Raw genomic sequence first — 19,608 nt, forward strand, 5'->3', positions numbered from 1 at the left:
CCGCCCTCAGGTCACTCCACCGTCACGCTCTTCGCAAGGTTCCGGGGCTGATCGACATCGGTCCCCTTTTCCGCCGCCGTGAAATACGAGAGCAGCTGCACCGGAATCGTGTAGAGAATCGGCGCCACCATCGGGTCGCATTCCGGCAACTGGAAAGACCAGCTCGCGAGGTCGCCGAGCCGGTCGATGCCGCTCTTGTCGGAAAGCAGGATGACCCGCCCTCCACGCGCCCGGACCTCCATGGCGTTGCTCGCCACCTTCTCGAACCAGGGATCCATCGGCGCCACCATGATGACCGGGACGCCCTCTTCCAGGAGCGCGATGGGCCCGTGCTTCATCTCGCCGGCGGCATAGCCCTCGGCGTGGATGTAGCTCAGCTCCTTCAGCTTCAGCGCGCCTTCCATGGCGATCGGATAGGAGAGGCCGCGGCCGAGATAGAGCACGTCGCGCACCTTGGAGAGCTCGTGGCTCACCGGCAGGTAGCGCTCGGTTTCCTTCAGCACCTCGCCGATCTGCGCCGGCAGATGGACGAGACTGTCCATCACCTTGTCGAGTTGCTGGGCCGGCGCGCTCTTCCGCCGGCGGGCGAAATCGACAGCCACCGTCAGCAGCGCGACGAGCTGGGTGGTGAAGGCCTTGGTCGAGGCGACGCAGATCTCGGGGCCTGCCAGCGTCTCCAGCACCACGTCGCTTTCCCGCGCGATGGTGCTTTCCGGCTGGTTCACCAGGGCGACGATATGCTGGCCGCCCTCGCGGGCATGGCGGAGCGCCATCAGCGTGTCCAGGCTCTCGCCCGACTGCGAGATGAAGAGCGCGGCGCCGCCTTCCGGCATCACCGGGTTACGGTAGCGGAACTCGGAGGCGATATCGATCTCGACCGGAATGCGCGCCAGGGTCTCGAACCAGTATTTCGCCACCATGCCGGCATAGAAGCTCGTGCCCGCGGCGACGATGGTCAGCTTCGGCAGCGACGCCGGGTCGAACGGCAGCTCCGGCAGGGAGATCGAACGGTCGGCGCTGCGGTAATAGTGGAACAGCGTGTAGCCCATCACCTCCGGCTGTTCGTGGATCTCCTTCTCCATGAAGTGCCGGTAATTGCCCTTGCCGATCAGCGCGCCGGTCGCCTCCGTCAGCTTGACCGGACGTTCGACCGCATCGCCCTTTTCGTTGCGGATCTCGGCGCCGGCGCGGCGGATCAGCGCCCAGTCGCCGTCCTCGAGATAGGAGATCTTCCGGGTGAAGGGCGCGAGCGCCAGCGCGTCGGAGCCGATGAACATCTCCCCCTCGCCATAACCGATGGCAAGCGGCGAGGCGCGGCGGGCGCAGAGCAGCAGATCCTCCTCGCCGTCGATCATCAGGACCAACGCATAGGCCCCGGTCACCCGTTCGGCGACCCTCTCCATCGCCGCATCAGGAGAAAGCCCGTCCTCCAGAAGCTTGTTGAAGAAAAGCGCGACGATCTCGGTATCGGTCTCGCTTTCGGGCGTGATCCCGGAGGCGGCGAGCTCGGCCGCCAGCTCCTGGAAGTTCTCGATGATGCCGTTATGGACGATGCTGACCCGCCCGGCGCGGTGCGGGTGGGCGTTGTTCGCGGTCGGCGCGCCGTGCGTCGCCCAGCGGGTATGGCCGATCCCGATGGCGCCGCCGAGCGGGGACGCGTCGATGCTCTTCTCGAGATTGAACAGCTTGCCCTCGGCCCGCCGACGCTCCGCCGGACCGCCGTCGAGCGTCGCGACACCGGCGGAATCGTAGCCGCGATATTCCAGCCGCTTCAGCGCGTCGACGATATGCTCGGCCACCGGCCGGTTCGCGATCATTCCGATGATGCCGCACATGCGCGGGTGGTCCCTTCTTCTAGCTGTCTTTCTTCTTCGCGGCCTTGCGCGCCGCCCGCGTCTCGCGGTAGCGCACGGCCGCGCCCGGCACGACCTTGCGCGCGCCACGCACCGCCACGATGTCGTTCGCGCCGACATCTTCCGTAACCGTGCTGCCGGCGCCGACCAGCGCCCCCTCGCCAATCCGGACCGGTGCCACCAGCGCCGTATTCGAGCCGATGAAGGCGCCCGCGCCGATCTCCGTCAGATGCTTCTCGAAGCCGTCATAGTTGCAGGTGATCGTGCCCGCGCCGATATTCGCGCCCGCGCCGACCTCCGCATCGCCGACATAGCTCAGGTGATTGGCCTTCGCTCCGTCGCCGAACCGCGCATTCTTCACCTCGACGAAATTGCCGACATGGACCCGCTCGCCAAGCTCAGCGCCCGGCCGGAGCCGCGCATAGGGACCGACGCGCGCGCCGAGGCCGACCGTCGCGCCTTCCAGATGCGAGAAGCTCTTGATCTCGACCTTGGGGCCGATTTTCACGCCGGGGCCGAAGACGCAGTGCGGCTGCACCACGCTGTCCTGCCCGATCACCGTGTCGAAGCTGAGAAAGACCGTTTCCGGCGCGACCAGCGTCACACCCTCGTCCATCACCCGGCGGCGCAGGCGCTCCTGCATCTTCGCCTCGGCAGCGGCCAGTCCCGCGCGGGAATCGACGCCCATGGTCTCGACCGGATCGATCCAGACGACGCCCGCCTTGCGGCCCTCCTCATGCACAAAATCGAGCAGGTCGAAGAGATAGAACTCGCCCTGCGCATTGTGCGGTTCCAGCCGCTCCAGCCAGTCGAAGAGCCGGCTGCCGTCGACCGCGAGCGCGCCACCATTGCAGAGCTTGATATCGACCTCGTCGCCCTTGAGGTCCGGTGCCTCGATGATCTTCCTGAGCCCACCCGCCTCGTCCAGCACCAGCCGCGCGTAGCGCCCCGGGCTGTCGAGCTCAAAACCGAGAATGACGAAGGCCGCGCCGTCCGGGCCCTCCGTCATCGCCACCATCTGGGAAAGCGTCTCCGGCGTCAGCAGCGGCGTGTCGCCGAACAGCACCAGCACGGTGCCGGTGAAGCCCTCGAGCTCCGCCTTCGCCGCGCGCACCGCGTCGCCGGTGCCGCGCGGCGGATGCTGGATCGCGGTCGGGATCGGCGCGATGCTGGCCGCGACGGCCTCCTGGCCCGGCGACAGCACGACGACCCGGCGTGCCGGCTGCAGCGGTTCCGTCGCCGCCAGCACATGGTGCAGCATCGGCCGCCCGGCGACGGTATGCAGGACCTTCGGCAGGTCCGATTTCATTCTGGTGCCCTTGCCCGCGGCGAGGACGACGACTGCGACGGGATCGTTCATGACTCAACAATGCTGCAGGTGACGCAATAGCATTAACGAATGCTGCGAAAATGCCATAACGCCCCCGGCCAAGACAGTCACGATTTCTTACCTTTCACAACAGCTTGCCGCCCGGTCCGGCGAGGCTCCCTCATCTGGTATTCGTGCCGTGAAAATCGGACACCGCGAAGGCACGGCGCCGTGCTATAGCCGAGATCGTCCCGCAACCGCTCCGGCCGCCCCTCATGTCCCGTAAACTCTCCGCCATCGTCTTCGATCTCGACGGCACCCTGATCGACTCGGTGCCCGACCTGCAGGCCGCCGGCAACATGCTGCTCGCCGAACGCGGGCTCGACCCGATCGACCTCGCCACCGCGCGCTCCTTCGTCGGCGATGGCGGCCAGGTCTTCGTCCGGCGCGCGCTGGCGGAACGCGGCGTCGCGCTGGAGGCGGAGGCCCTCACGGCGGCGACGGAGCGCTTCATCGCGCTCTACGAGGCGCATGCGAGCGACCGAACGGTGCCCTATCCCGACGTGCCGGAGACGCTGGAAGCGCTGAAGGCCGCCGGCTACCGCCTCGGGATCTGCACCAACAAGCCGGAACGCGCGACCCACAAGGTGCTCGCCCTGCTCGGCCTCGGCCATCTCTTCGAGGCCATCGTCGGCGGCGATACGCTGCCGGTCAGGAAACCCGATCCGGCGCATCCGTCGGCGGTGCTGGAGCGGCTCGGCGTTCCCCCGGAGGCGGCCTGCATGGTCGGCGACAACGAGCACGATTCCCACTCCGGCCGCGGCGCCGGCATGCCCTTCATCCTGATGACCTACGGCTATGCGCGGACCCCGCTCGATGAGATCCCGGCAGCGGCCCGGCTCGACCGTTTCCGCGATTTGCCGGACGCCCTCGCATCGCTTGCTTGACAGGCGGGAGCGGGCCCCTTAAGAGAGCCCTCCACCAAGCGACGGGCGCGTAGCTCAGCGGGAGAGCATCGTCTTCACACGGCGAGGGTCGCTGGTTCAATCCCAGCCGCGCCCACCACGCACTTTCAGATACTTACGTCGCGATGAACAGTGCTCTCCGGTCAGATGCACCAGATGGGGCATTTTCCGCGTCTGGATACCCGCGTTAAGTTAGCCAAATCGTGCGCAGAATACGAAGAATCCAGCAGTCAAGTATCGCGCCCCTTTAATTCCTTTCCCTTTAATTCCCTCGCCCCGCCATCTCCACCATCGTCATCCCGGCCCACGAGCCGGGATCCACTGGTGACGCGCACGTGCGCACCGCCTAATATTCGCGCTGGGACAATTCGTGCGGAGCGATTCTCTTGGGCATTTTCGCAGCGCCGGGATCTGGGCCTGGTTCGGCCATCTCGACATCGTGGTCGCGGCGCCGGGCAAGATCGTGCCCGGCGGCAAGGTGAAGGTGGTGGAGAGCAGCCTGCCGGGCATCGTGCGCCAAATCCATGTCGAGGACGGCGCGCTGGTCCGGGCGGGCGATCCGCTGCTCTCGCTCGACCCGACGGAGAGCGGCGCCGATCTCGAGAAGCTGACCCGCGAATGGACGGCGGCCCGGCTCGATGTCGCCCGGCACGAGGCGCTGATCGGCGCGGCGGCGCTCGTAAGAGCAGATCGTGACCGGATGGACGCATCCGGTCACGATCTGCTCGCCCAATTTTCAGGTTTGAGCGTTTCGCGAGCGGAGGAGCTCGCGAAACGCTCGGCCGGCGGCGCGCCGCTGGCGCCGGAGGAGGTCTTCGCGGCGCCGGAGGGCGCGGCGGAGCACGAAGTGGCGGAAGCGCTCGCGGTGCTGCGCGCGGAATGGGCGGCGCTGGCGGGCGAGCGGGAGCGGGCGGCGAAGGACGCGGCCCGGGCGCGCGCGACCTTGGCCTCGCTCCGCGCCGAGCAGGCCAAGGTCCGCGCCGTGCTGCCGCTCCTGACCGAACGGGTCGAGGGCCAGCGCATCCTCTTCGAGAAGCAGCTGACGCAGAAATCCGTCTATCTCGAGCATGAGCAGGTGCTGCTGGAGACGCAGCACCAGGCGCTGATCCTGGAAAGCCGGATCGCGGAGGCGACGGCGACGCTGGCGAGCGCGGAGGCGACGGCGGCGAACCTGCTGCTCGCCTTCGAGGCGGAGACGCAGCGGAAACTGAACGAGGCCCGGCAGCGGGAGAGCGCGGCCGGCCAGGAACATATCAAGGCACGCGACCGGGTCGGCCGCCTGACGCTTGCGGCCCCGGTCGCGGGAGAGGTGACCGGCCTCGCCGTGCACACGCTCGGCGGCTATGTGCAGCCCGGCACGGCGCTGATGCGCATCGTGCCGGAGGAGGCCCCGCTCACGGTCGAGGCGACGGTGACCAACCGGGATATCGGCTTCATCGAGATCGGCCAGCGCGCGGCGGTGAAGGTCGATGCCTTCAACTACATGCGCTACGGCAGCATCGAGGAGCGCGTCGTCGCCCTCAGCGCCGATGCCGTGGTGCCGCAGGATGCAAACAACGCCGCCGGCGCCCCGGGCGCGGCGACCAGCGGCCCGCAGGCGGCGCCGCAGATGCTGTCCTACACGGCAAGGATCGAGCTGGAGCGCCAGCATCTCCGCGTCGACGGCCGGGACGTCCGCCTGGTGCCGGGCATGTCGGTGACGGCGGACCTGCTGACGGGGGAAAGACGGGTGCTGGAATACGTGCTGCAGCCGGTGCTGCGCTATGCGAGCGAAGGGATGCGGGAACGATGATCTATTATGGACAAAAAGGTATTAAACTTTGCGCCATATTAATAGCCATCTTGTATTGTGCTGGAATCGCCAATGCGGCAAGCAAAAAAAATAATGAAAAATACGTACTACTGAATTGCGGAAATGAATATTTTGTGGATAAAGAGCTGTTTGTAAAAAACTTCAATATTGAAGGTCCAGTTTTTGTGAATCCGATAATCTCAACTAAGAAGTTGGAAGGTTTGAATAGGTATGAAGCATTAAAGAATATACTGCACGGGGAAGATAAATTTTTCCGTCAATGGACGCATTTTGGAGAATTACATGAGCAATGTGATGGTTCCTCGTGGTCAATCGTAGAAAATAAAAAGAATAAATTCAAGAAATTCGAAAAATATATATTAAACAATGTCGATTTCTCTATATGTTGCGAAATATTAGAAGAAAAAGATGGCAATGGAAGCGGGTCAGTTTATATTATATATAATGACGATTTAATTATTTTGAGATACAGGAATGAGTCTTTGTACAGAATTATTTTTACGTTGAAGTTATCTATTTCGACAAATTACACGATAGAAGCAGAAAAAGGTGTTTTTGAGAGGGTCAAAAGCATCGAGGAACTAGCGCGCATATTTGATCTAACTCGAGACTTGATCGACTGTTTGATTCTGGAACATGAGGCGTGTGATGTCTGATTTTTGGCAAAACGAAATCGGGATTAAGGGGACACGGGATTAAGGGGACACACTACTTAATTCCGCGCCTGTCCATGGCTTCCTCCGGGGTGTCTTTCGGCTTCGGCCCAGGTTTCCGCTTCGCGAGGACCCGCCCGAGACACCTTTCCAGCGTCTTCAGAAAGCCATCGCTTCCAAGCGGCCGGCCGGTGCGTTCATGACGCCGGAGTGCGTCCGCCTGCTCCGCCGCCAGGCCGCCGGCAAGGAACTGCCTCCAGTTTCCGACCGCTTCCGGCAGGCTACCGTCGAGGATCCGGTCCGCCGCCGTTTCCATGCCCGGCGCGGTCAGCCCGAGATGGGCTCGGGCGCTCGACCATCGCCAGTCCTCCGGCCGCGCAGCCAGCCGGGCCCGCACCGGGTTCAACTCGACATAGCGCGCCGCCGCGAGCAGATGCGCATAGTCGAGCGGAAAGGAGGCGAAGCGGCCCTGCCAGAGATAGCCGCGCCAGCCTTCCCGGAGATTGACCCGCCGGGTGTAGCGCTGGTGCGTCTCGGCAAGGCCGGCGGCGAGCCCGTCCGGCGCTTCCGGCGCAAGGATCAGATGCACGTGGTTCGGCATCAGGCAATAGCACCAGAGGGCAACCCCGGCACGCGGCAGGGCGTCCGCCAGTATCTCTAGATACGCCGCATAATCCGCCTCGGTGAAGAATGTAGTCTGCCGCCGGTTGCCCCGCTGCGTGACGTGATGGGGCAGGCCGGGCACGACCACGCGCGCCAAACGTGCCATGAGGGGAGTATGGGAGGGGCTGAGGGGGAAATGAGTCGTGTGTCCCCTTAGTCCCCAAAGAACGTCCTTTCGGCGGGGAAAAATAATCCAACTAGACTATGCGAAACGTGATGGACTCTAATTTAAAAAAAATCGCATTAATTGAATTTAATTTCAACTTTTTCTTTTTTTTAGGGGAATTTCAGCGAGTTATAGGGACACGACGCATAATTCACTCGCTTCAGCCTCTTGCAACCGAAGTTGCCTGACCTGCGTATTTCGGATCAGACTGAACGGCACGCGCCCGCCCGGCGTGCGCGGCTCCCGTACCCTGCCTCCTCAAAATGAGTCCGTCAAATGCCCCATTCCGTTGCGATCTACGAGAAGACCATCGAGAGACTGGCTCCACGCCTGAACGCTCTGGGGCCCGACATCGCGCTCGTCCCCTTCACCGCGGCCGGTGACTACAGGATCGGCGGCAAGACGGTCCGGCCAGAGGAGGCGGACATCGATTACCTCTGGCTGAGCCCCGACCTCAGTTTCGACAAGCTGGTCGAGCCCGCGCTGAAGATGGCCATGCGCACCCGCTCCCTCGGCGTGATGCAGACCTTCAATGCCGGGCTCGACAATCCGCTCTACAAGCAGATCGAACAGAGGGGCGTCCAGCTCTGCAATTCGGACGCGCAGGCGATCGCGATTTCCGAATATGTCATGGCGAATGTCCTCGCCGCGTTCCACCCGCTGGAGCGGCGCCGGGAACTGCAGGCCGCCAAGACCTGGGAGCGGACGCCATTCCGGGAGATCTCGGGCACGAACTGGCTGATCTTCGGCTACGGCCCCATCGGCCGCAATATCGCGCGGCGCGCCCGTGCCTTCGACGCCAGGATCTCCGTCATCCGCCGCTCGCCGGGCGCGATCGAGGGCATCGAGCGGGTGGGAACGCTCTCCGAGATCCAGGCCTTCCTGCCCGACGCCGATGTCATCGTGCTCGCCTGCGCCCTCAACGACGAGACCCGCGGCATGGCGGGGGCCCGGTTCTTCGAGGCGGCCAAAGAGGGCAGCCTGCTGGTCAATATCGGGCGCGGCGGCCTTATCGACGACGCGGCGCTGATCGCGGCGCTCGACAGCGGCCGGCTCTCCGGGGCCGTGCTCGACGTCTTCCATCAGGAGCCGCTGCCGCCGTCCGATCCGCTCTGGCAGCACCCGAAGATCACCCTGACCGCCCATACCTCCTTCAACGGAAGCGGCGTCCGGGCGCGCTGGGACGAGCTGTTCTTCGACAATCTGCCCCGCTTCGTGCGTGGCGAAGCCTTGAAGAACGAGGTCTCGCCGGACACTCTCTAGGTGTCCGGGACCGCACGGCGTTGCGCCGCTGAAACGGGCATGACCGGCGCGCATGCGCCTGGTCGGGAAAACGGGAGGAAGAGATCATGCTGTCGCCTGAAGGACGGGTCATTCTGGTTACCGGAGCCAACCGGGGCATCGGGCTGGCGATCGCCAGATGCCTCGCCGCGCGGGGCTACACCCTCAGTCTCGGCGCCCGAAAGCCGGAGACCCTCCCGCTCGCGGAGATCGGCGGCGATCCGATGGTGCATCACTGGGACGCGGAGGCGCTGGACAGCTCGGCCGCCTGGATCGACGCCACGATGGACCGCTTCGGGCGCATCGACGGCGTCGTGCTGAATGCGGGGATCGAGATCGGCGGCTCCCTCGAGCACGGCACGGAAGAGGAATTCGACCGGATGTTCGCGGTCAATTTCAAGGGGCCGCTCTGGCTGGCGCGGGCCGCGCTGCCGCACCTCCGGGCCTCGGGCGCCGGCCGGGTGATCAATATCGCCTCGCTCGGCGGCAAACGCGTGCTGCGGAACGAGATCCTCGGCTATTCCGCCTCCAAGTTCGCCGCCATGGCACTGACCCAGGCCATTCGCCAGTCGGGCTGGGACGACGGGGTTCGGGCGACGTCCGTCTGTCCGGGGCTGGTGGAAACCCGGATGACGGAACATATCCCGGCGCCGGAGGGGCAGTTCAAGATCGAGCCCGAGACGATCGCAGAAACCGTCGCCTACGCGCTCTCGCTGCCGAACAGCGCGACGGTCGCCGAGATCCTGGTGAACAGCCGCTACGAGGCGATGCTCTGACGCAGCTCTCCGGGGTCAAGGGACCACGCCCCTGAACTCCCTCAGCCCTCGTCGAGATGTGACATGATCCGCGCCCGTACCTCCTCGGGCTGGGCGTTCACCGCGCCGGCAAGGCGATGCAGTTCGCGGCGGAGACCGTGGAGCTGATCAAGCAGCGGCAGGACCACGTCCAGCGCCTCGTCATCCATCGCGAGCTCCGTGCTGAATTCGAAAATGAGCCGCAGGCGGGCTATGTCGATTTCCCGGAAGCGGTAGCCGCCGCCGGCGCGCGCCGGGGCGAGCCAGCCGCGTTCGATCCAGAGATGCAGGGTCTCGCGGCGCAGGCCCGAAAAGAGCCCAAGGATCTCTGCTTCTTCACGCATGGCTCAGCCCTCCGTCCCTTTGCGCGGATCGTAGGCATGCGTTTTCGCCCAGTCCGCAAGGAAGCTCTTCAGTTCCTCGTCCGGCTTTTCCGGCAGCCGGACCTGCAGCGTCACCACCTCGTCGCCGGCAGGCCGTCCGGCCGACGCGGGCACGCCCTTGCCCCGCAGCCGGAGCGTATCCCCGGAATTGGAGCCCGGCGGCACGGTCATGGTGACGGCGCCGGTCACGGTCGGCACGCGGACCTTCGCGCCGAGCACGGCCTCGTGCAGCCCGATCGGCAGCTCGACATGGATGTTGTTGCCATGGCGGCGGAAGCCCCGGTGCGGCGCGACATGCACTTCGACATAGGCATCGCCCGCCTCGCCGCCGCCATATCCCGGCATGCCCTGGCTGCGCAGCCGGAGGACCTGCCCGTCATGCAGGCCCGGCGGAATGGTGATCTCCAGTGACTTGCCGTTCGGCATGGTGACGCGCTTCTTCGCGCCGTTCACCGCCTCGAGGAACGGCACCTCGATGGAATAGCGCGCATCGCCGCCCCGCATCCGGAACTCGCCCTCCGGACCGCCCCTGCCGCGTGCGCGGGCTTGCGACCGGAAGAGATCGGAGAAGACGTCGCTGATATCCTCGTATCCGGCGCTCGAACGATAGGGATGCTCGCCGCCGGCCTCGGCATATTCGCGGTAATAGCGCCGCGGCGTCTCGTTCCCCTCGGCATCGATCTCGCCCGCGTCGTACTGCTTCCGCTTCTCGGGATCGGAGAGCAGGTTGTTGGCGGCCTGGATCTTCTTGAAGGTTTCCTCGGCCGCCCGGTCGCCCGGATTGAGGTCGGGATGGTATTTCTTGGCCAGCTTGCGATAGGCCTTCTTGATGTCATCGCCGGACGCGTCCCTGGAGACGCCCAGCACCGCATACAGATCGTCCGCCACGGCAAAACTCTCTCTCTGGAACCGGGTCATCAGGATACATGATCCGCACGGGCCCGCCACGGATCGGCGACGAAGCGACGCACCCTTGCCCGTCATTGGCGATCGGCCGCCGCACTCGTGCCGAATTTTCCGTAGCCCCGGGCCCGATCGGGTTCATACTTCCCAAAATAAGAATGCGCCGTCCGAAAACAATCGGCGCCCTAAAGGGAGGAAATCCGATGCTGAGCCCGGATCAGATCGCCTTCTACCGCGAGAACGGCTACCTGATGGTCGAGGACGCGGTGAACGCGGAGCAGCTCGCGCGGCTGCGCGAAATCACCTACGACCTGATCGAGAAATCCCGCGGCGTGACCGAGAGCGGCGACGTCTATGATCTCGATGAGGGGCATTCGGCCGAGCGGCCGCGCCTCACCCGGATAAAGCTGCCGCATCTGCAGCATCCCTATTACTGGGAGGTGCTGAAGACGTCCCGCATGACGGAAGTGCTGACCGCCCTGCTCGGACCGGACACGGCCTTGCAGACCAGCAAGCTCAACACCAAGGCGCCCGGCGGCGGGGCGGCGGTGGAGTGGCATCAGGACTGGGCCTTCTATCCGCATAGCAACGACGACATGCTCGCCTTCGGGCTGATGCTGGAAGATGTCGACCAGGCGAACGGGCCGCTGCAGGTGATCCCCGGCACGCACAAGGGGCCGGTGCTCTCGCACCATGCGCCGGAGACCGGCCGGTTCTGCGGCGCGGTCGATCCGGACGATCCGCTGTTCGACGTGGACAAGGCGGTGACGCTGACCGGCAAGGCGGGCTCGATGACGGTGCACCATGTCCGCACCCTGCACGGCTCTGCGCCAAATCTCTCGGACCGCAACCGGCTGATCCTATTCTACGAGTGCCGCGCCGCCGACGCCTGGCCGCTGGTCGGCTCGGCGAGCTACGCGAAACTCGCACAGGGCGGCGGACAGGCGCTCTGGGACCATTTTGCCGAGCACATCATCACCGGGAACATGACGATGGAGCCGCGCGCCACGGCGGTACCGATGCGCCTGCCGCTGCCGCCCGCCCCCGATGCCGGCTCGATCTTCAAGACGCAGAAGAGCGGCGGTGCCCGCAGCGTCTTCACCCCCCGCGAAAGGGCCCCGGCATGAGCGTCCTGGAAACCGCAGCCGCCGCGTCCGTCGCCGAGAGTTTCGCGCGCGACGGCTTCGTCTGCCCGATCACCGTGATGTCTCCGGCTGAAGCAGCGGGGTACCGGCGCCAGCTCGAGGCGTCGGAGGCAGAGTACGGAGCCGACAAGACCTTCCGGAAGATGCTCAGGCGTTATCCGAACCTCGTGCTCCCTTTCATCGACGAGATCACAAGGCGACCGGAGATCACCGACGTGGTGGCCGAGATCCTCGGCCCCGACCTGCTGGTCCTCGACGCGCCGTTCTTCATCAAGGAGGCGAACACCAAGAGCTTCGTCTCCTGGCACCAGGACCTGCATTACTGGGGACTGGAGAGCGAGGAGGAAGTGACCGCCTGGGTCGCGCTCTCGCCGGCGACGGCAGAGAGCGGCTGCATGCGTTTCGTCGCCGGCTCGCAGAACCGCCGGGTCGACCACCGCGACACCTATGCCGAGGACAATCTGCTGACCCGCGGCCAGGAGCTGGCGGTCGAGGTCGACGAGCGCGAGGCGACGGACGCGGCGCTTGAGCCGGGGCAGATGTCGATCCATCACGGCCGCGTCTTCCACGCCTCGCATCCGAACCGGACGGACGACCGCCGCATCGGGCTCGCCATCCGATACATCCCCGCACGCGCCCGACAAACGGAAGGCGGCAACATGGCCGCGATGCTGGTGCGCGGCGAGGACCGCTACGGAAATTTCCACGCCTGCCGTCCGCCCACCGGCCTGATGACGGAAGCGGATATCGCGCACTGGACAGAGATCGCCGGTGCGCGCAACAAGGTGATGCTGGGCGGAAAGACGGGTTAGTTTCTGCCGGTTCCGGAACGCCGCTGCGCCAGAACGACAATGACCGCGAGATGGGTCACGGCGCCCGCCTTGTTTGCGAAGGGCAGAACGACCTCGTCATGCTTCACGACCTCGCTGTCGGGGCCGACATACTCGACCGGCTCGCGCACCGGGGCGCGCGATGCAACCGCTTTTCGGAACGTTCTGACAAGTGGACCATCCGGTTCGACATGAGCGAGGCTCAATAGCGTCCGCCCTGTATAATTCTCGAAGAAAACCGACCGGACCTTCTCGCCGATCACCCGAAAGCGAAAGTCGCACCCGCCGTCGAGCACGTCGAAAAACACGATGTAGGGAAGAAGCCGCGGAATATCGACAGGGTCGAACGCCGCGCGCTGCGGCGCCCCGGAACCGTCGGATAGGCCTTCCCAATAGGCGATCGCTTCGCCGATGAAGTCGTGCAAGCGGGTCATTTGAAGAATATAGTAAGCGTTAGGGAACGGCACGATAGCGGCGGCATGTTAAAAAAGCCGTAACGCGCGCAACTGAAGTTGAGGCCGTCCCGAGCACCATGATGGATTTCAGGATCGACCCGGAGCGGCGGTTCATCGAGATCCGTCTGGCAGGACTGCTGAAACTCGATCAAACGCTTAAATCTCTAACGGCTTTGCGGACCGACCCGCTTTATGATCCGGGCTACTCCCAGCTTGTTGACTGCCGCGAAGCCGAGTTCTCCGAGATAACGCCGGACGCCCTGAGAGCGCTGGCGGACAGGAACCGGAACGCATCCGATCGAGTCGTCGCCTTCGTCTGCTATGACGACGCCGTAGACAAAATGCTTCGGCTCTACACCGCCTACCTCGGGCTGGAAGGTGGCAAACGACGCGTCAGCATCTTCCGAACTCCCGCTAAAGCGCTCGCGTGGATCGAAGAGACTCACGCAACCCGGAGATCTTCGTCGGAAGACTGAAAGGGGTTTCTTGAATCAGAAGAGGCCGAGCAGCGTCTGCGGACGCTGGTTCGCGATGCCGAGCGTTTGCACAGAGAGCTGCTGCTGGATCTGGACCGAAGTCAGCTTTGCCGACTCCCGGGCAAGGTCTGCATCGACAATGTTGCCGAGCCCCTCCTTCGACGCGTCCGTGATTTCCTCGATGAACTGGATCTGGCTCTCGATCCTGCGATAATCGGCGCCGAAGCTGCCCAGAGCATTCGCGACTAGGCCCTGCGCGGTATCAACGATGCCATCCGCGATCGCCGCATTCGAGAGAGAGGTGAGATCGAGCGCGCCCGCCACGCCGAACTGAAGCGACTGACCGTTTATCGATTGCGCCGCCACGGTAAAGCTTCCGCCGTCGATATCCGTCAGAACCGTGTAGTCGGTCGACGTGATCGTCACCAGGTTGAAACCGTTGAAGGACGCCTGTCTTTCAACCAGGTCCTGAGCCTGATTGTAGAGTTCGATGTAGTCATCGTGGATGATCTGGCGCTGTTCGGTCGTCAGGCCGGCATTGCGGGCCGCGACGGTCTTCTCCTTCATCGCGATTAGGAGATCCGAAGTGCCTTCCGCGGCCGCAATCGCAACCTTCAGCACACCCTGAGCCTGACGCAAACCCTGCGTCACCGCGCTCCAGGCCCGCAACTCGGTGCGCACGCCCTGGGCAATGGCAAAGTTCGACGCGTCGTCGACCGCGCCGGCAACCTTCAGGCCCGTCGACACCCGGTTCTGGATTTCGTCGGCGTTTCTGTTGATCTCGTTGAGAGTTCGGAGTGCCGTGAGGCTGGACGGATTCGTCCTGATCGAATTGGCTACAGCCATTGCTCTCCTCTTTCTAAGGTGCGTCGGACTTTCTGCCCTAGCGGAAGCGTACCTTACTGTGATTTTCCCTAAAAAAAAGAGATAATTTTCTTCGAAGGTAAAAAATATCAATAAAAACAAATGGGTGCCGCCTACGCACTGGTGACAAGCGAAGCTCTATGTGAACGAGCTAATCAGTCTGGCAACGGCATCACGCCGCTGGTTTCGGCGCAGTCTTTCGTGCAATGACCCAAACGCCATGGACGATGCCAGGGATATAGCCGCAGATCGTCAGCAGGATATTGAGCCAGAAATGCAGACCGATGCCGACGGTCAGGAAGACGCCGACAGGCGGCAGCAGAATGGTGAGGATGAGTCGGATGATGGTCATGGCACATCCCATATGGACATTGATCTTGAGTTGATCATAGCACCGGCGCGGTCGATTGCGTGCCGCCCGGATTACCGTAGGCCCGGCGACGTCCGGGTGTTACCTCTGGCTCTCGTCCATCTTCTGCCCCGCCGGAGGTCTCTCACATGTCCGAATTCACCGGAAAATCCGTCCTCATCACCGGCGCGAGCAGCGGGCTCGGAAGGCAGCTCGCCGTGGACTTCGCGCGCGAGGGCGCGAAGGTCGCGATCAACTACGCCGCCTCGGAACAGGGTGCGCGCGAGACACTCGCCGCGGTCGAGGATACAGGCGGCACCGGCCTGCTCTGCCGGGCGGACATCGCCTTCAAGGACCAGGTCGAGGCGATGGTGGCTAAGGTCGCCGGGGCTTTCGGCGGCATCGACATCCTGATCAATTCCGCCGGTCTCAGCATTGACCAGCCGCTGCTGGAGATGACCGAGGAAGCCTTCGACCGGGTCCTGGCGGTCAATCTCAAGGGCCCCTTCCTGCTCGCCCAGGCCGTCGGCCGTCTGATGGTCGCGGCCGGGCATGGGAGGATCGTCAATATCTCCGCCACCACCGCCATTATGGCGCGGGCGGGCAACGCCAACTACGCCGCCTCGAAAGGCGGGCTGAACCTCCTTACCCAGAGCATGGCGCTCGAACTCGGCCCGGCGGTGAACGTCAACGGGGTCGCCCTCGGCATGGTCGACAGCGAGATCGTGCGCAAGCTCTTCACTGCGGACGAGATCCGGCAGTCGGAAGAGAGCGTGCCGCTGAAACGGCTGACGACCTACGAGGAAACCTCGAAGTTCGTCCGCATGCTCGCCTCCGACGCGGCCGGCTTCATGACCGGCCAGACCGTCCCCTTCGACGGCGGACGGGTGATGCGCTGACGGCACGAGACTTCCCGCGGCCCGCGCTCTTGTCAGACGGGCACGCCCGTTGGAGACTTCCGGCCATCGCGCGCCGGTCCGGCGCGGAACAGCAAAGAAACGAAAAGGCGAGGACGCGATGAGCAAGCGGTGGAAGAACCGTCCCGAGGGATCGACCTGGGGCGATTTCGGTGAGGATGACGAGCGCGGCCGGATCAACCTGCTGACGCCGGAGAAGGTCCGTCAGGGCATCGCCGAGGTCCAGACCGGCGAGACCTTCTGCCTCTCCCTGCCGCTCGACTACCCGGGCAAGCGCCTGCTCAACCCGCGGCGCTTCCCGCCCCGCCATTTCGCCACCTCGCGCGGCGGCCTCGCGAACTTCAACTTCCCGCTCGGCATGAACGACCCGCGCCTGGTCGACGTCGTGTCCGACGATTCCGTGCTGCTCTGCCTGCAATACTCGACCCAGTGGGACAGCCTCTGCCATATCGGCGCGCGCTTCGATGCCGATGGCGACGGCGAGGCCGAGATTGTCTATTACAACGGCTGGCGCGGCGGCGAGGACATCGTCGGGCCGACCTCGGAACAGCCCGGTAGCGAGCATACCCGCTACGAGGGCACCGACGCGAAGCGGCTCGGCATCGAGAACATGGCCGAGACCTGCGTTCAGGGCCGCGGCGTGCTGATCGACATAGAGAAGCATTTCGGCCGCGAGCGCACCTACGTCAATTACGACCAGCTCATGCGCATCATGGAGGCCGACAAGGTCACCGTGGAGAAAGGCGACATGGTGCTGCTGCACACCGCCTTCTCCAAGGTCATCATGGATCTCGAGAAAGAACCGGACGAGCACACGCTGCACCATGCCTGCTGCGTTCTCGACAGCCGGGACGAGCGGCTGCTGAACTGGATCACGGACAGCGGCCTCGCAGCGCTGATCGCCGACAATTACGGGGTCGAGGATCCGCATGCAGAGATCCCCGAAGATGCGACGCTGATGATGCCGCTGCACCATCATTGCATCTTCAAGCTCGGCGTGCCGCTCGGCGAGCTCTGGTACCTGCACGATCTCGCGCTCTGGCTGCGCAAGGCGGGCCGTTCGCGCTTCCTGCTCACCGCGCCGCCGCTCCGCCTGCCCGGCGTCGTCGGCTCGCCCGCCACGCCGGTCGCAACGGTCTGACGCGGCGCCATTCCGCTGGACATAGGGCGGCGATCGCGATGAAGTGGTCGCCGCCGGAAATTGCGGACCGATAACGGACGCCCGGCTTCGGGAGAGGACGTGGCGGGACGATGACGAACGACCGTTTCGGGGCGCGGGAAGACGCCGAAGGCACGCGCGCCGGAATCGGCATCATGTTCGTGGTCACCTTCGCCTTCTCGGTGATGGATACCATCACCAAGATGGCGGCGCAGATCTACCCGGCACCGCAGATTCTCTGGATCCGCTATATGGTGTTCGCGACCGTGACCGTGGCGAACGGCCTCCACAAGCGCGGACGCTATCTCTTCGTCACACGTGCGCCGGTGCTACAGATTTCCCGCGGTCTGCTGCTCGCCGGCGAGATCCTCGTCTTCATCGTCGCCCTGCGCCATCTGCCGCTGGCCGACGTGCAGGCGATCGCCGCTGCCGGACCGCTGATCACCACGGCGCTCTCGGTCCCGCTTCTGCGCGAACAGGTCGGCATCCGGCGCTGGAGCGCCATCGGCGTCGGTGCGATCGGGGTCATGATCATCATCCGGCCAGGCTTCGCCGCCTTCGATCCGATGCATCTGGTTCCGCTCTTCGGCATTGCGCTCTATGCGGTTTATCAGGTGCTGACACGCCGGGCCGCGCGCTATGACGATGCCTCGACCACGATCCTCTATACCGGCGTCACCGGTCTGTTCGCGATGACCTGCGTCGGCCCCTTCTTCTGGGTCACGCCCGACTGGTTCGGGCTGCTAATGATGGCCGGGATCGGTGTCCTCGGACTGACCGGCCACGGCCTTCTGATCAAGGCGCTTTCGCTCGCGCCGGCGAGCGTGCTGCAGCCGCTGAATTACCTGATGCTGCCCTGGGCGGTGCTCTGGGGCTACCTGATCTACGACCATCTGCCGGACCTCGCGACGGTCATCGGCGCGACCATCGTGGTCGCCAGCGGCATCTATACGTTCCACCGCGAGCGGGTGGTCCGTCAGGTCGGCTGAGCGTCCCGCGGGCCACAAAAAACGCCGGCCCCTTCTGAAGGGACCGGCGTTCTTCACACCGTCACGGACGCCCCTCTCCGGAGAGAAGGAAGCCGTCCGCTAATTCGGTAGATACGGCTGTTTACTGCGCCTGCAGATTGACAGCGGAGGACTTGCCGCGCTGGCGGTCTTCCTCGATCTCGTAGCTGATCTTGTCGCCTTCGTTCAGGCCGTGCAGGCCCGAGCGCTCGACGGCGGTGATGTGCACGAACACGTCCTTCCCGCCATCATCCGGCTGGATGAAGCCATAACCTTTGGTGGTGTTGAACCATTTCACTGTACCAGTCGCCATGATCATATTCCTTCGTCTGATCGTTGTGGTCGGGGTGGAGATCTCTGCGTGCCGCGCTCAGGCGGAAGCAGGGAGTTTTACGGCACCGATGTTTCCGAGCATGCGGGCAAGACCCGCAGAGGCCGCATCGGGGCCGGGTTTGCGTTCGCCCTGGATGTCGGGACGGGGCGCATTCTTTTCAACCGTACGCCGGCTTGATCCGGAGCGTCGGGAACTGGGACCGGAAGACCTGTTGGCAAAGGTCTTTCCCGAGCCGGTCTGCATGGCGCCAACGGCATCACGCGCTCTCGGCATCGCGGAGATCACTACGCTATGGTCTTGGGTGGGATGGCCTTCGGCCGACGGGGCCGGAAGGTGGGACTTGGCGGGGCCAAGGTCGTTAAGCTGTCTCAAATAGGCTCTTTCAACGATCACCATCTAATCGCGCCGAACTGGCTGCGGAGGATGACCCTTTTATCTTCTGGAAGCTAGCGTAGATCAGCTGCCGTATTGTTAATCTGCCCGATTGGGCTTTCTGGCAACGATCGATACGACGACTTGCGAGAACTTGGCACTGTTGATGACATAATCACCATCTACGCGCAGTGCACGGACGACAGATGGTCATGTTCTGATAATGAAATCAAGACAATTCTTTCGGGACCGGACAGACAACGGGTCAGGCTGCCGCCTCTTCCTGCAGAGCCGGAGCGAAGATAACCGTGACATCGGTTCCTTCCCCTTTGCTGCTGTCGATATGCATCCTGGCGCCATGCCGCTCTACAATGGATAGCACCACAGCAAGGCCCAGACCGGCCCCCTTTTTCTGGCGCACATGCGGATCGGTTCCGCGACCGAACGGCTGCAGGCTTTCGGCAATCTCCTCTTCCGTCATCCCGTAGCCGTGATCGATCACCTTGAGAACCGCTCCGTGCTCTAGATCGCGCGAAATCCGTATTTCCACCGAGCTGTCCTCCGGACTGTATTTCTCGGCATTGTCCAACAGGTTGATCATAAGCTGCTTGATCTGACGGCGATCGCCCTTTACCGGCGGAGCATCGTCCGCGACCGAGAGCACGTGCCGGCATCGATTCCCATATGCCATGGAAATCATTTCGGACACATCGGCGGCAATCGTCCCGAGGTCGACGAGTTCCGTCAGCCGGTCCCGGCTCTGCGCATCCTCGGATGCGACCTGCATGATGTCCTCGACCAGCGCCAGGAGATGCTCGCCGCTCTCATTTATCAGCGCCGAGTATTCGCGGTATCGCTGACTGCCGTGAGGACCGAACAACTCGTCTTTCATCGCGCCGGAGAAACCGATGATCGCA

The 19,608-nt window shown here is 64.0% G+C and carries 21 protein-coding genes and 1 tRNA gene; 12 read left to right on the plus strand and 10 right to left on the minus strand.

Annotated elements, in window-relative coordinates; translation table 11 throughout:
• Positions 1-11 precede the first annotated feature (11 nt).
• On the minus strand, positions 12-1,835 hold the full coding sequence (glmS, locus tag JJ959_RS08810; RefSeq protein WP_292882259.1) for a glutamine--fructose-6-phosphate transaminase (isomerizing): 1,824 nt from the start codon (positions 1,833-1,835) through the stop codon (positions 12-14).
• Positions 1,836-1,854: 19 nt separating this feature from the next.
• Positions 1,855-3,213 (minus strand): bifunctional UDP-N-acetylglucosamine diphosphorylase/glucosamine-1-phosphate N-acetyltransferase GlmU, encoded by a 1,359-nt coding sequence (glmU, locus tag JJ959_RS08815; RefSeq protein WP_292882260.1) that lies wholly within the window; start codon positions 3,211-3,213, stop codon positions 1,855-1,857.
• Positions 3,214-3,437: 224 nt separating this feature from the next.
• Between glmU and gph the strand changes: the two genes are divergently transcribed.
• The 4 genes from gph (at position 3,438) to JJ959_RS08835 (ending at position 6,596) form a co-directional block, all read left to right on the plus strand.
• The gene (gene gph / locus JJ959_RS08820; RefSeq protein ID WP_292882262.1) at positions 3,438-4,109 is read left to right on the plus strand and encodes a phosphoglycolate phosphatase; all 672 of its coding nucleotides are present in this window, start codon (positions 3,438-3,440) and stop codon (positions 4,107-4,109) included.
• Between the two features lie 43 nt (positions 4,110-4,152).
• A tRNA-Val gene (locus JJ959_RS08825) sits at positions 4,153-4,227 on the plus strand.
• 270 nt (positions 4,228-4,497) lie between these two features.
• Positions 4,498-5,919, plus strand: coding sequence for an HlyD family type I secretion periplasmic adaptor subunit (locus JJ959_RS08830; protein ID WP_292882264.1), 1,422 nt, complete (start codon positions 4,498-4,500; stop codon positions 5,917-5,919).
• Positions 5,916-6,596, plus strand: a complete 681-nt coding sequence (locus JJ959_RS08835; RefSeq protein WP_292882267.1) for a hypothetical protein — start codon at positions 5,916-5,918, stop codon at positions 6,594-6,596. The genes JJ959_RS08830 and JJ959_RS08835 overlap by 4 nt, the downstream gene beginning before the upstream one ends.
• A gap of 52 nt (positions 6,597-6,648) precedes the next feature.
• On the opposite strand, the gene JJ959_RS08840 is transcribed toward JJ959_RS08835, so the two are convergent.
• The gene (locus JJ959_RS08840) at positions 6,649-7,362 is read right to left on the minus strand and encodes a transposase (protein ID WP_292882270.1); all 714 of its coding nucleotides are present in this window, start codon (positions 7,360-7,362) and stop codon (positions 6,649-6,651) included.
• A 336-nt stretch (positions 7,363-7,698) separates the two neighbouring features.
• Between JJ959_RS08840 and JJ959_RS08845 the strand changes: the two genes are divergently transcribed.
• Both JJ959_RS08845 and JJ959_RS08850 read left to right on the plus strand, forming a co-directional pair.
• Positions 7,699-8,685, plus strand: a complete 987-nt coding sequence (locus JJ959_RS08845; protein WP_292882272.1) for an NAD(P)-dependent oxidoreductase — start codon at positions 7,699-7,701, stop codon at positions 8,683-8,685.
• Between the two features lie 86 nt (positions 8,686-8,771).
• Positions 8,772-9,479, plus strand: coding sequence for an SDR family NAD(P)-dependent oxidoreductase (locus JJ959_RS08850; protein ID WP_292882274.1), 708 nt, complete (start codon positions 8,772-8,774; stop codon positions 9,477-9,479).
• A gap of 41 nt (positions 9,480-9,520) precedes the next feature.
• Here the strand turns inward: JJ959_RS08850 and JJ959_RS08855 are convergent, their stop codons facing one another.
• Positions 9,521-9,841 carry a chaperone modulator CbpM gene (locus JJ959_RS08855; RefSeq protein ID WP_292882276.1) on the minus strand — a complete coding sequence of 107 codons (321 nt, stop codon included), beginning with the start codon at positions 9,839-9,841 and terminating at the stop codon, positions 9,521-9,523.
• A 3-nt stretch (positions 9,842-9,844) separates the two neighbouring features.
• A complete protein-coding gene (locus JJ959_RS08860; RefSeq protein WP_292882279.1) occupies positions 9,845-10,768 on the minus strand; it encodes a J domain-containing protein in 924 nt (307 codons plus the stop codon).
• Positions 10,769-10,986: 218 nt separating this feature from the next.
• Here JJ959_RS08860 and JJ959_RS08865 point away from each other — a divergent pair, with 218 nt between their 5' ends.
• Positions 10,987-11,910, plus strand: coding sequence for a phytanoyl-CoA dioxygenase family protein (locus JJ959_RS08865; protein ID WP_292882282.1), 924 nt, complete (start codon positions 10,987-10,989; stop codon positions 11,908-11,910).
• Complete coding sequence (locus JJ959_RS08870) at positions 11,907-12,740, plus strand: phytanoyl-CoA dioxygenase family protein (protein WP_292882285.1); 834 nt, start codon at positions 11,907-11,909, stop codon at positions 12,738-12,740. Before JJ959_RS08865 ends, JJ959_RS08870 begins: the two co-directional genes overlap by 4 nt.
• On the opposite strand, the gene JJ959_RS08875 is transcribed toward JJ959_RS08870, so the two are convergent.
• Positions 12,737-13,192, minus strand: coding sequence for a PAS domain-containing protein (locus JJ959_RS08875; RefSeq protein ID WP_292882288.1), 456 nt, complete (start codon positions 13,190-13,192; stop codon positions 12,737-12,739). The two genes, JJ959_RS08870 and JJ959_RS08875, sit on opposite strands and share 4 nt — an antisense overlap.
• 101 nt (positions 13,193-13,293) lie before the next feature.
• On the opposite strand from JJ959_RS08875, the gene JJ959_RS08880 reads away from it, so the two are divergent.
• Complete coding sequence (locus tag JJ959_RS08880) at positions 13,294-13,689, plus strand: hypothetical protein (protein ID WP_292882290.1); 396 nt, start codon at positions 13,294-13,296, stop codon at positions 13,687-13,689.
• Positions 13,690-13,704: 15 nt separating this feature from the next.
• Here the strand turns inward: JJ959_RS08880 and JJ959_RS08885 are convergent, their stop codons facing one another.
• Together JJ959_RS08885 and JJ959_RS08890 are read right to left on the minus strand one after the other, a co-directional pair.
• A complete protein-coding gene (locus JJ959_RS08885; protein ID WP_292882293.1) occupies positions 13,705-14,535 on the minus strand; it encodes a flagellin in 831 nt (276 codons plus the stop codon).
• 190 nt (positions 14,536-14,725) lie between these two features.
• Positions 14,726-14,905: a YqaE/Pmp3 family membrane protein gene (locus JJ959_RS08890; protein ID WP_193181801.1), complete on the minus strand. Its 180-nt coding sequence runs from the start codon at positions 14,903-14,905 to the stop codon at positions 14,726-14,728.
• A 146-nt stretch (positions 14,906-15,051) separates the two neighbouring features.
• Here JJ959_RS08890 and JJ959_RS08895 point away from each other — a divergent pair, with 146 nt between their 5' ends.
• The 3 genes from JJ959_RS08895 (at position 15,052) to JJ959_RS08905 (ending at position 17,967) form a co-directional block, all read left to right on the plus strand.
• Positions 15,052-15,801: an SDR family oxidoreductase gene (locus JJ959_RS08895; RefSeq protein ID WP_292882298.1), complete on the plus strand. Its 750-nt coding sequence runs from the start codon at positions 15,052-15,054 to the stop codon at positions 15,799-15,801.
• Between the two features lie 118 nt (positions 15,802-15,919).
• A complete protein-coding gene (locus JJ959_RS08900) occupies positions 15,920-16,960 on the plus strand; it encodes a cyclase family protein (RefSeq protein ID WP_292882301.1) in 1,041 nt (346 codons plus the stop codon).
• A gap of 110 nt (positions 16,961-17,070) precedes the next feature.
• On the plus strand, positions 17,071-17,967 hold the full coding sequence (locus JJ959_RS08905) for a DMT family transporter (RefSeq protein ID WP_292882302.1): 897 nt from the start codon (positions 17,071-17,073) through the stop codon (positions 17,965-17,967).
• A 121-nt stretch (positions 17,968-18,088) separates the two neighbouring features.
• Here the strand turns inward: JJ959_RS08905 and JJ959_RS08910 are convergent, their stop codons facing one another.
• Positions 18,089-18,298 carry a cold-shock protein gene (locus JJ959_RS08910; RefSeq protein ID WP_193181813.1) on the minus strand — a complete coding sequence of 70 codons (210 nt, stop codon included), beginning with the start codon at positions 18,296-18,298 and terminating at the stop codon, positions 18,089-18,091.
• A gap of 658 nt (positions 18,299-18,956) precedes the next feature.
• On the minus strand, positions 18,957-19,608 hold a 652-nt coding region (locus JJ959_RS08915), incomplete at its 5' end, for a HAMP domain-containing sensor histidine kinase (RefSeq protein ID WP_292882306.1).

This window comes from Nisaea sp., assembly GCF_017640745.1.
Classification (GTDB): domain Bacteria; phylum Pseudomonadota; class Alphaproteobacteria; order Thalassobaculales; family Thalassobaculaceae; genus Nisaea.

Excerpts from the sequence above, each read along its gene's own strand:
- glmS (WP_292882259.1), bottom strand. The coding sequence starts at position 1,835 with ATGTGCGGCATCATCGGAATGATCGCGAACCGGCCGGTGGCCGAGCAT.
- glmU (WP_292882260.1), bottom strand. The coding sequence starts at position 3,213 with ATGAACGATCCCGTCGCAGTCGTCGTCCTCGCCGCGGGCAAGGGCACC.
- gph (WP_292882262.1), top strand. The coding sequence starts at position 3,438 with ATGTCCCGTAAACTCTCCGCCATCGTCTTCGATCTCGACGGCACCCTG.
- JJ959_RS08835 (WP_292882267.1), top strand. The coding sequence starts at position 5,916 with ATGATCTATTATGGACAAAAAGGTATTAAACTTTGCGCCATATTAATA.
- JJ959_RS08840 (WP_292882270.1), bottom strand. The coding sequence starts at position 7,362 with ATGGCACGTTTGGCGCGCGTGGTCGTGCCCGGCCTGCCCCATCACGTC.
- JJ959_RS08845 (WP_292882272.1), top strand. The coding sequence starts at position 7,699 with ATGCCCCATTCCGTTGCGATCTACGAGAAGACCATCGAGAGACTGGCT.
- JJ959_RS08850 (WP_292882274.1), top strand. The coding sequence starts at position 8,772 with ATGCTGTCGCCTGAAGGACGGGTCATTCTGGTTACCGGAGCCAACCGG.
- JJ959_RS08855 (WP_292882276.1), bottom strand. The coding sequence starts at position 9,841 with ATGCGTGAAGAAGCAGAGATCCTTGGGCTCTTTTCGGGCCTGCGCCGC.
- JJ959_RS08865 (WP_292882282.1), top strand. The coding sequence starts at position 10,987 with ATGCTGAGCCCGGATCAGATCGCCTTCTACCGCGAGAACGGCTACCTG.
- JJ959_RS08870 (WP_292882285.1), top strand. The coding sequence starts at position 11,907 with ATGAGCGTCCTGGAAACCGCAGCCGCCGCGTCCGTCGCCGAGAGTTTC.
- JJ959_RS08875 (WP_292882288.1), bottom strand. The coding sequence starts at position 13,192 with ATGACCCGCTTGCACGACTTCATCGGCGAAGCGATCGCCTATTGGGAA.
- JJ959_RS08880 (WP_292882290.1), top strand. The coding sequence starts at position 13,294 with ATGGATTTCAGGATCGACCCGGAGCGGCGGTTCATCGAGATCCGTCTG.
- JJ959_RS08885 (WP_292882293.1), bottom strand. The coding sequence starts at position 14,535 with ATGGCTGTAGCCAATTCGATCAGGACGAATCCGTCCAGCCTCACGGCA.
- JJ959_RS08890 (WP_193181801.1), bottom strand. The coding sequence starts at position 14,905 with ATGACCATCATCCGACTCATCCTCACCATTCTGCTGCCGCCTGTCGGC.
- JJ959_RS08895 (WP_292882298.1), top strand. The coding sequence starts at position 15,052 with ATGTCCGAATTCACCGGAAAATCCGTCCTCATCACCGGCGCGAGCAGC.
- JJ959_RS08900 (WP_292882301.1), top strand. The coding sequence starts at position 15,920 with ATGAGCAAGCGGTGGAAGAACCGTCCCGAGGGATCGACCTGGGGCGAT.
- JJ959_RS08905 (WP_292882302.1), top strand. The coding sequence starts at position 17,071 with ATGACGAACGACCGTTTCGGGGCGCGGGAAGACGCCGAAGGCACGCGC.
- JJ959_RS08910 (WP_193181813.1), bottom strand. The coding sequence starts at position 18,298 with ATGGCGACTGGTACAGTGAAATGGTTCAACACCACCAAAGGTTATGGC.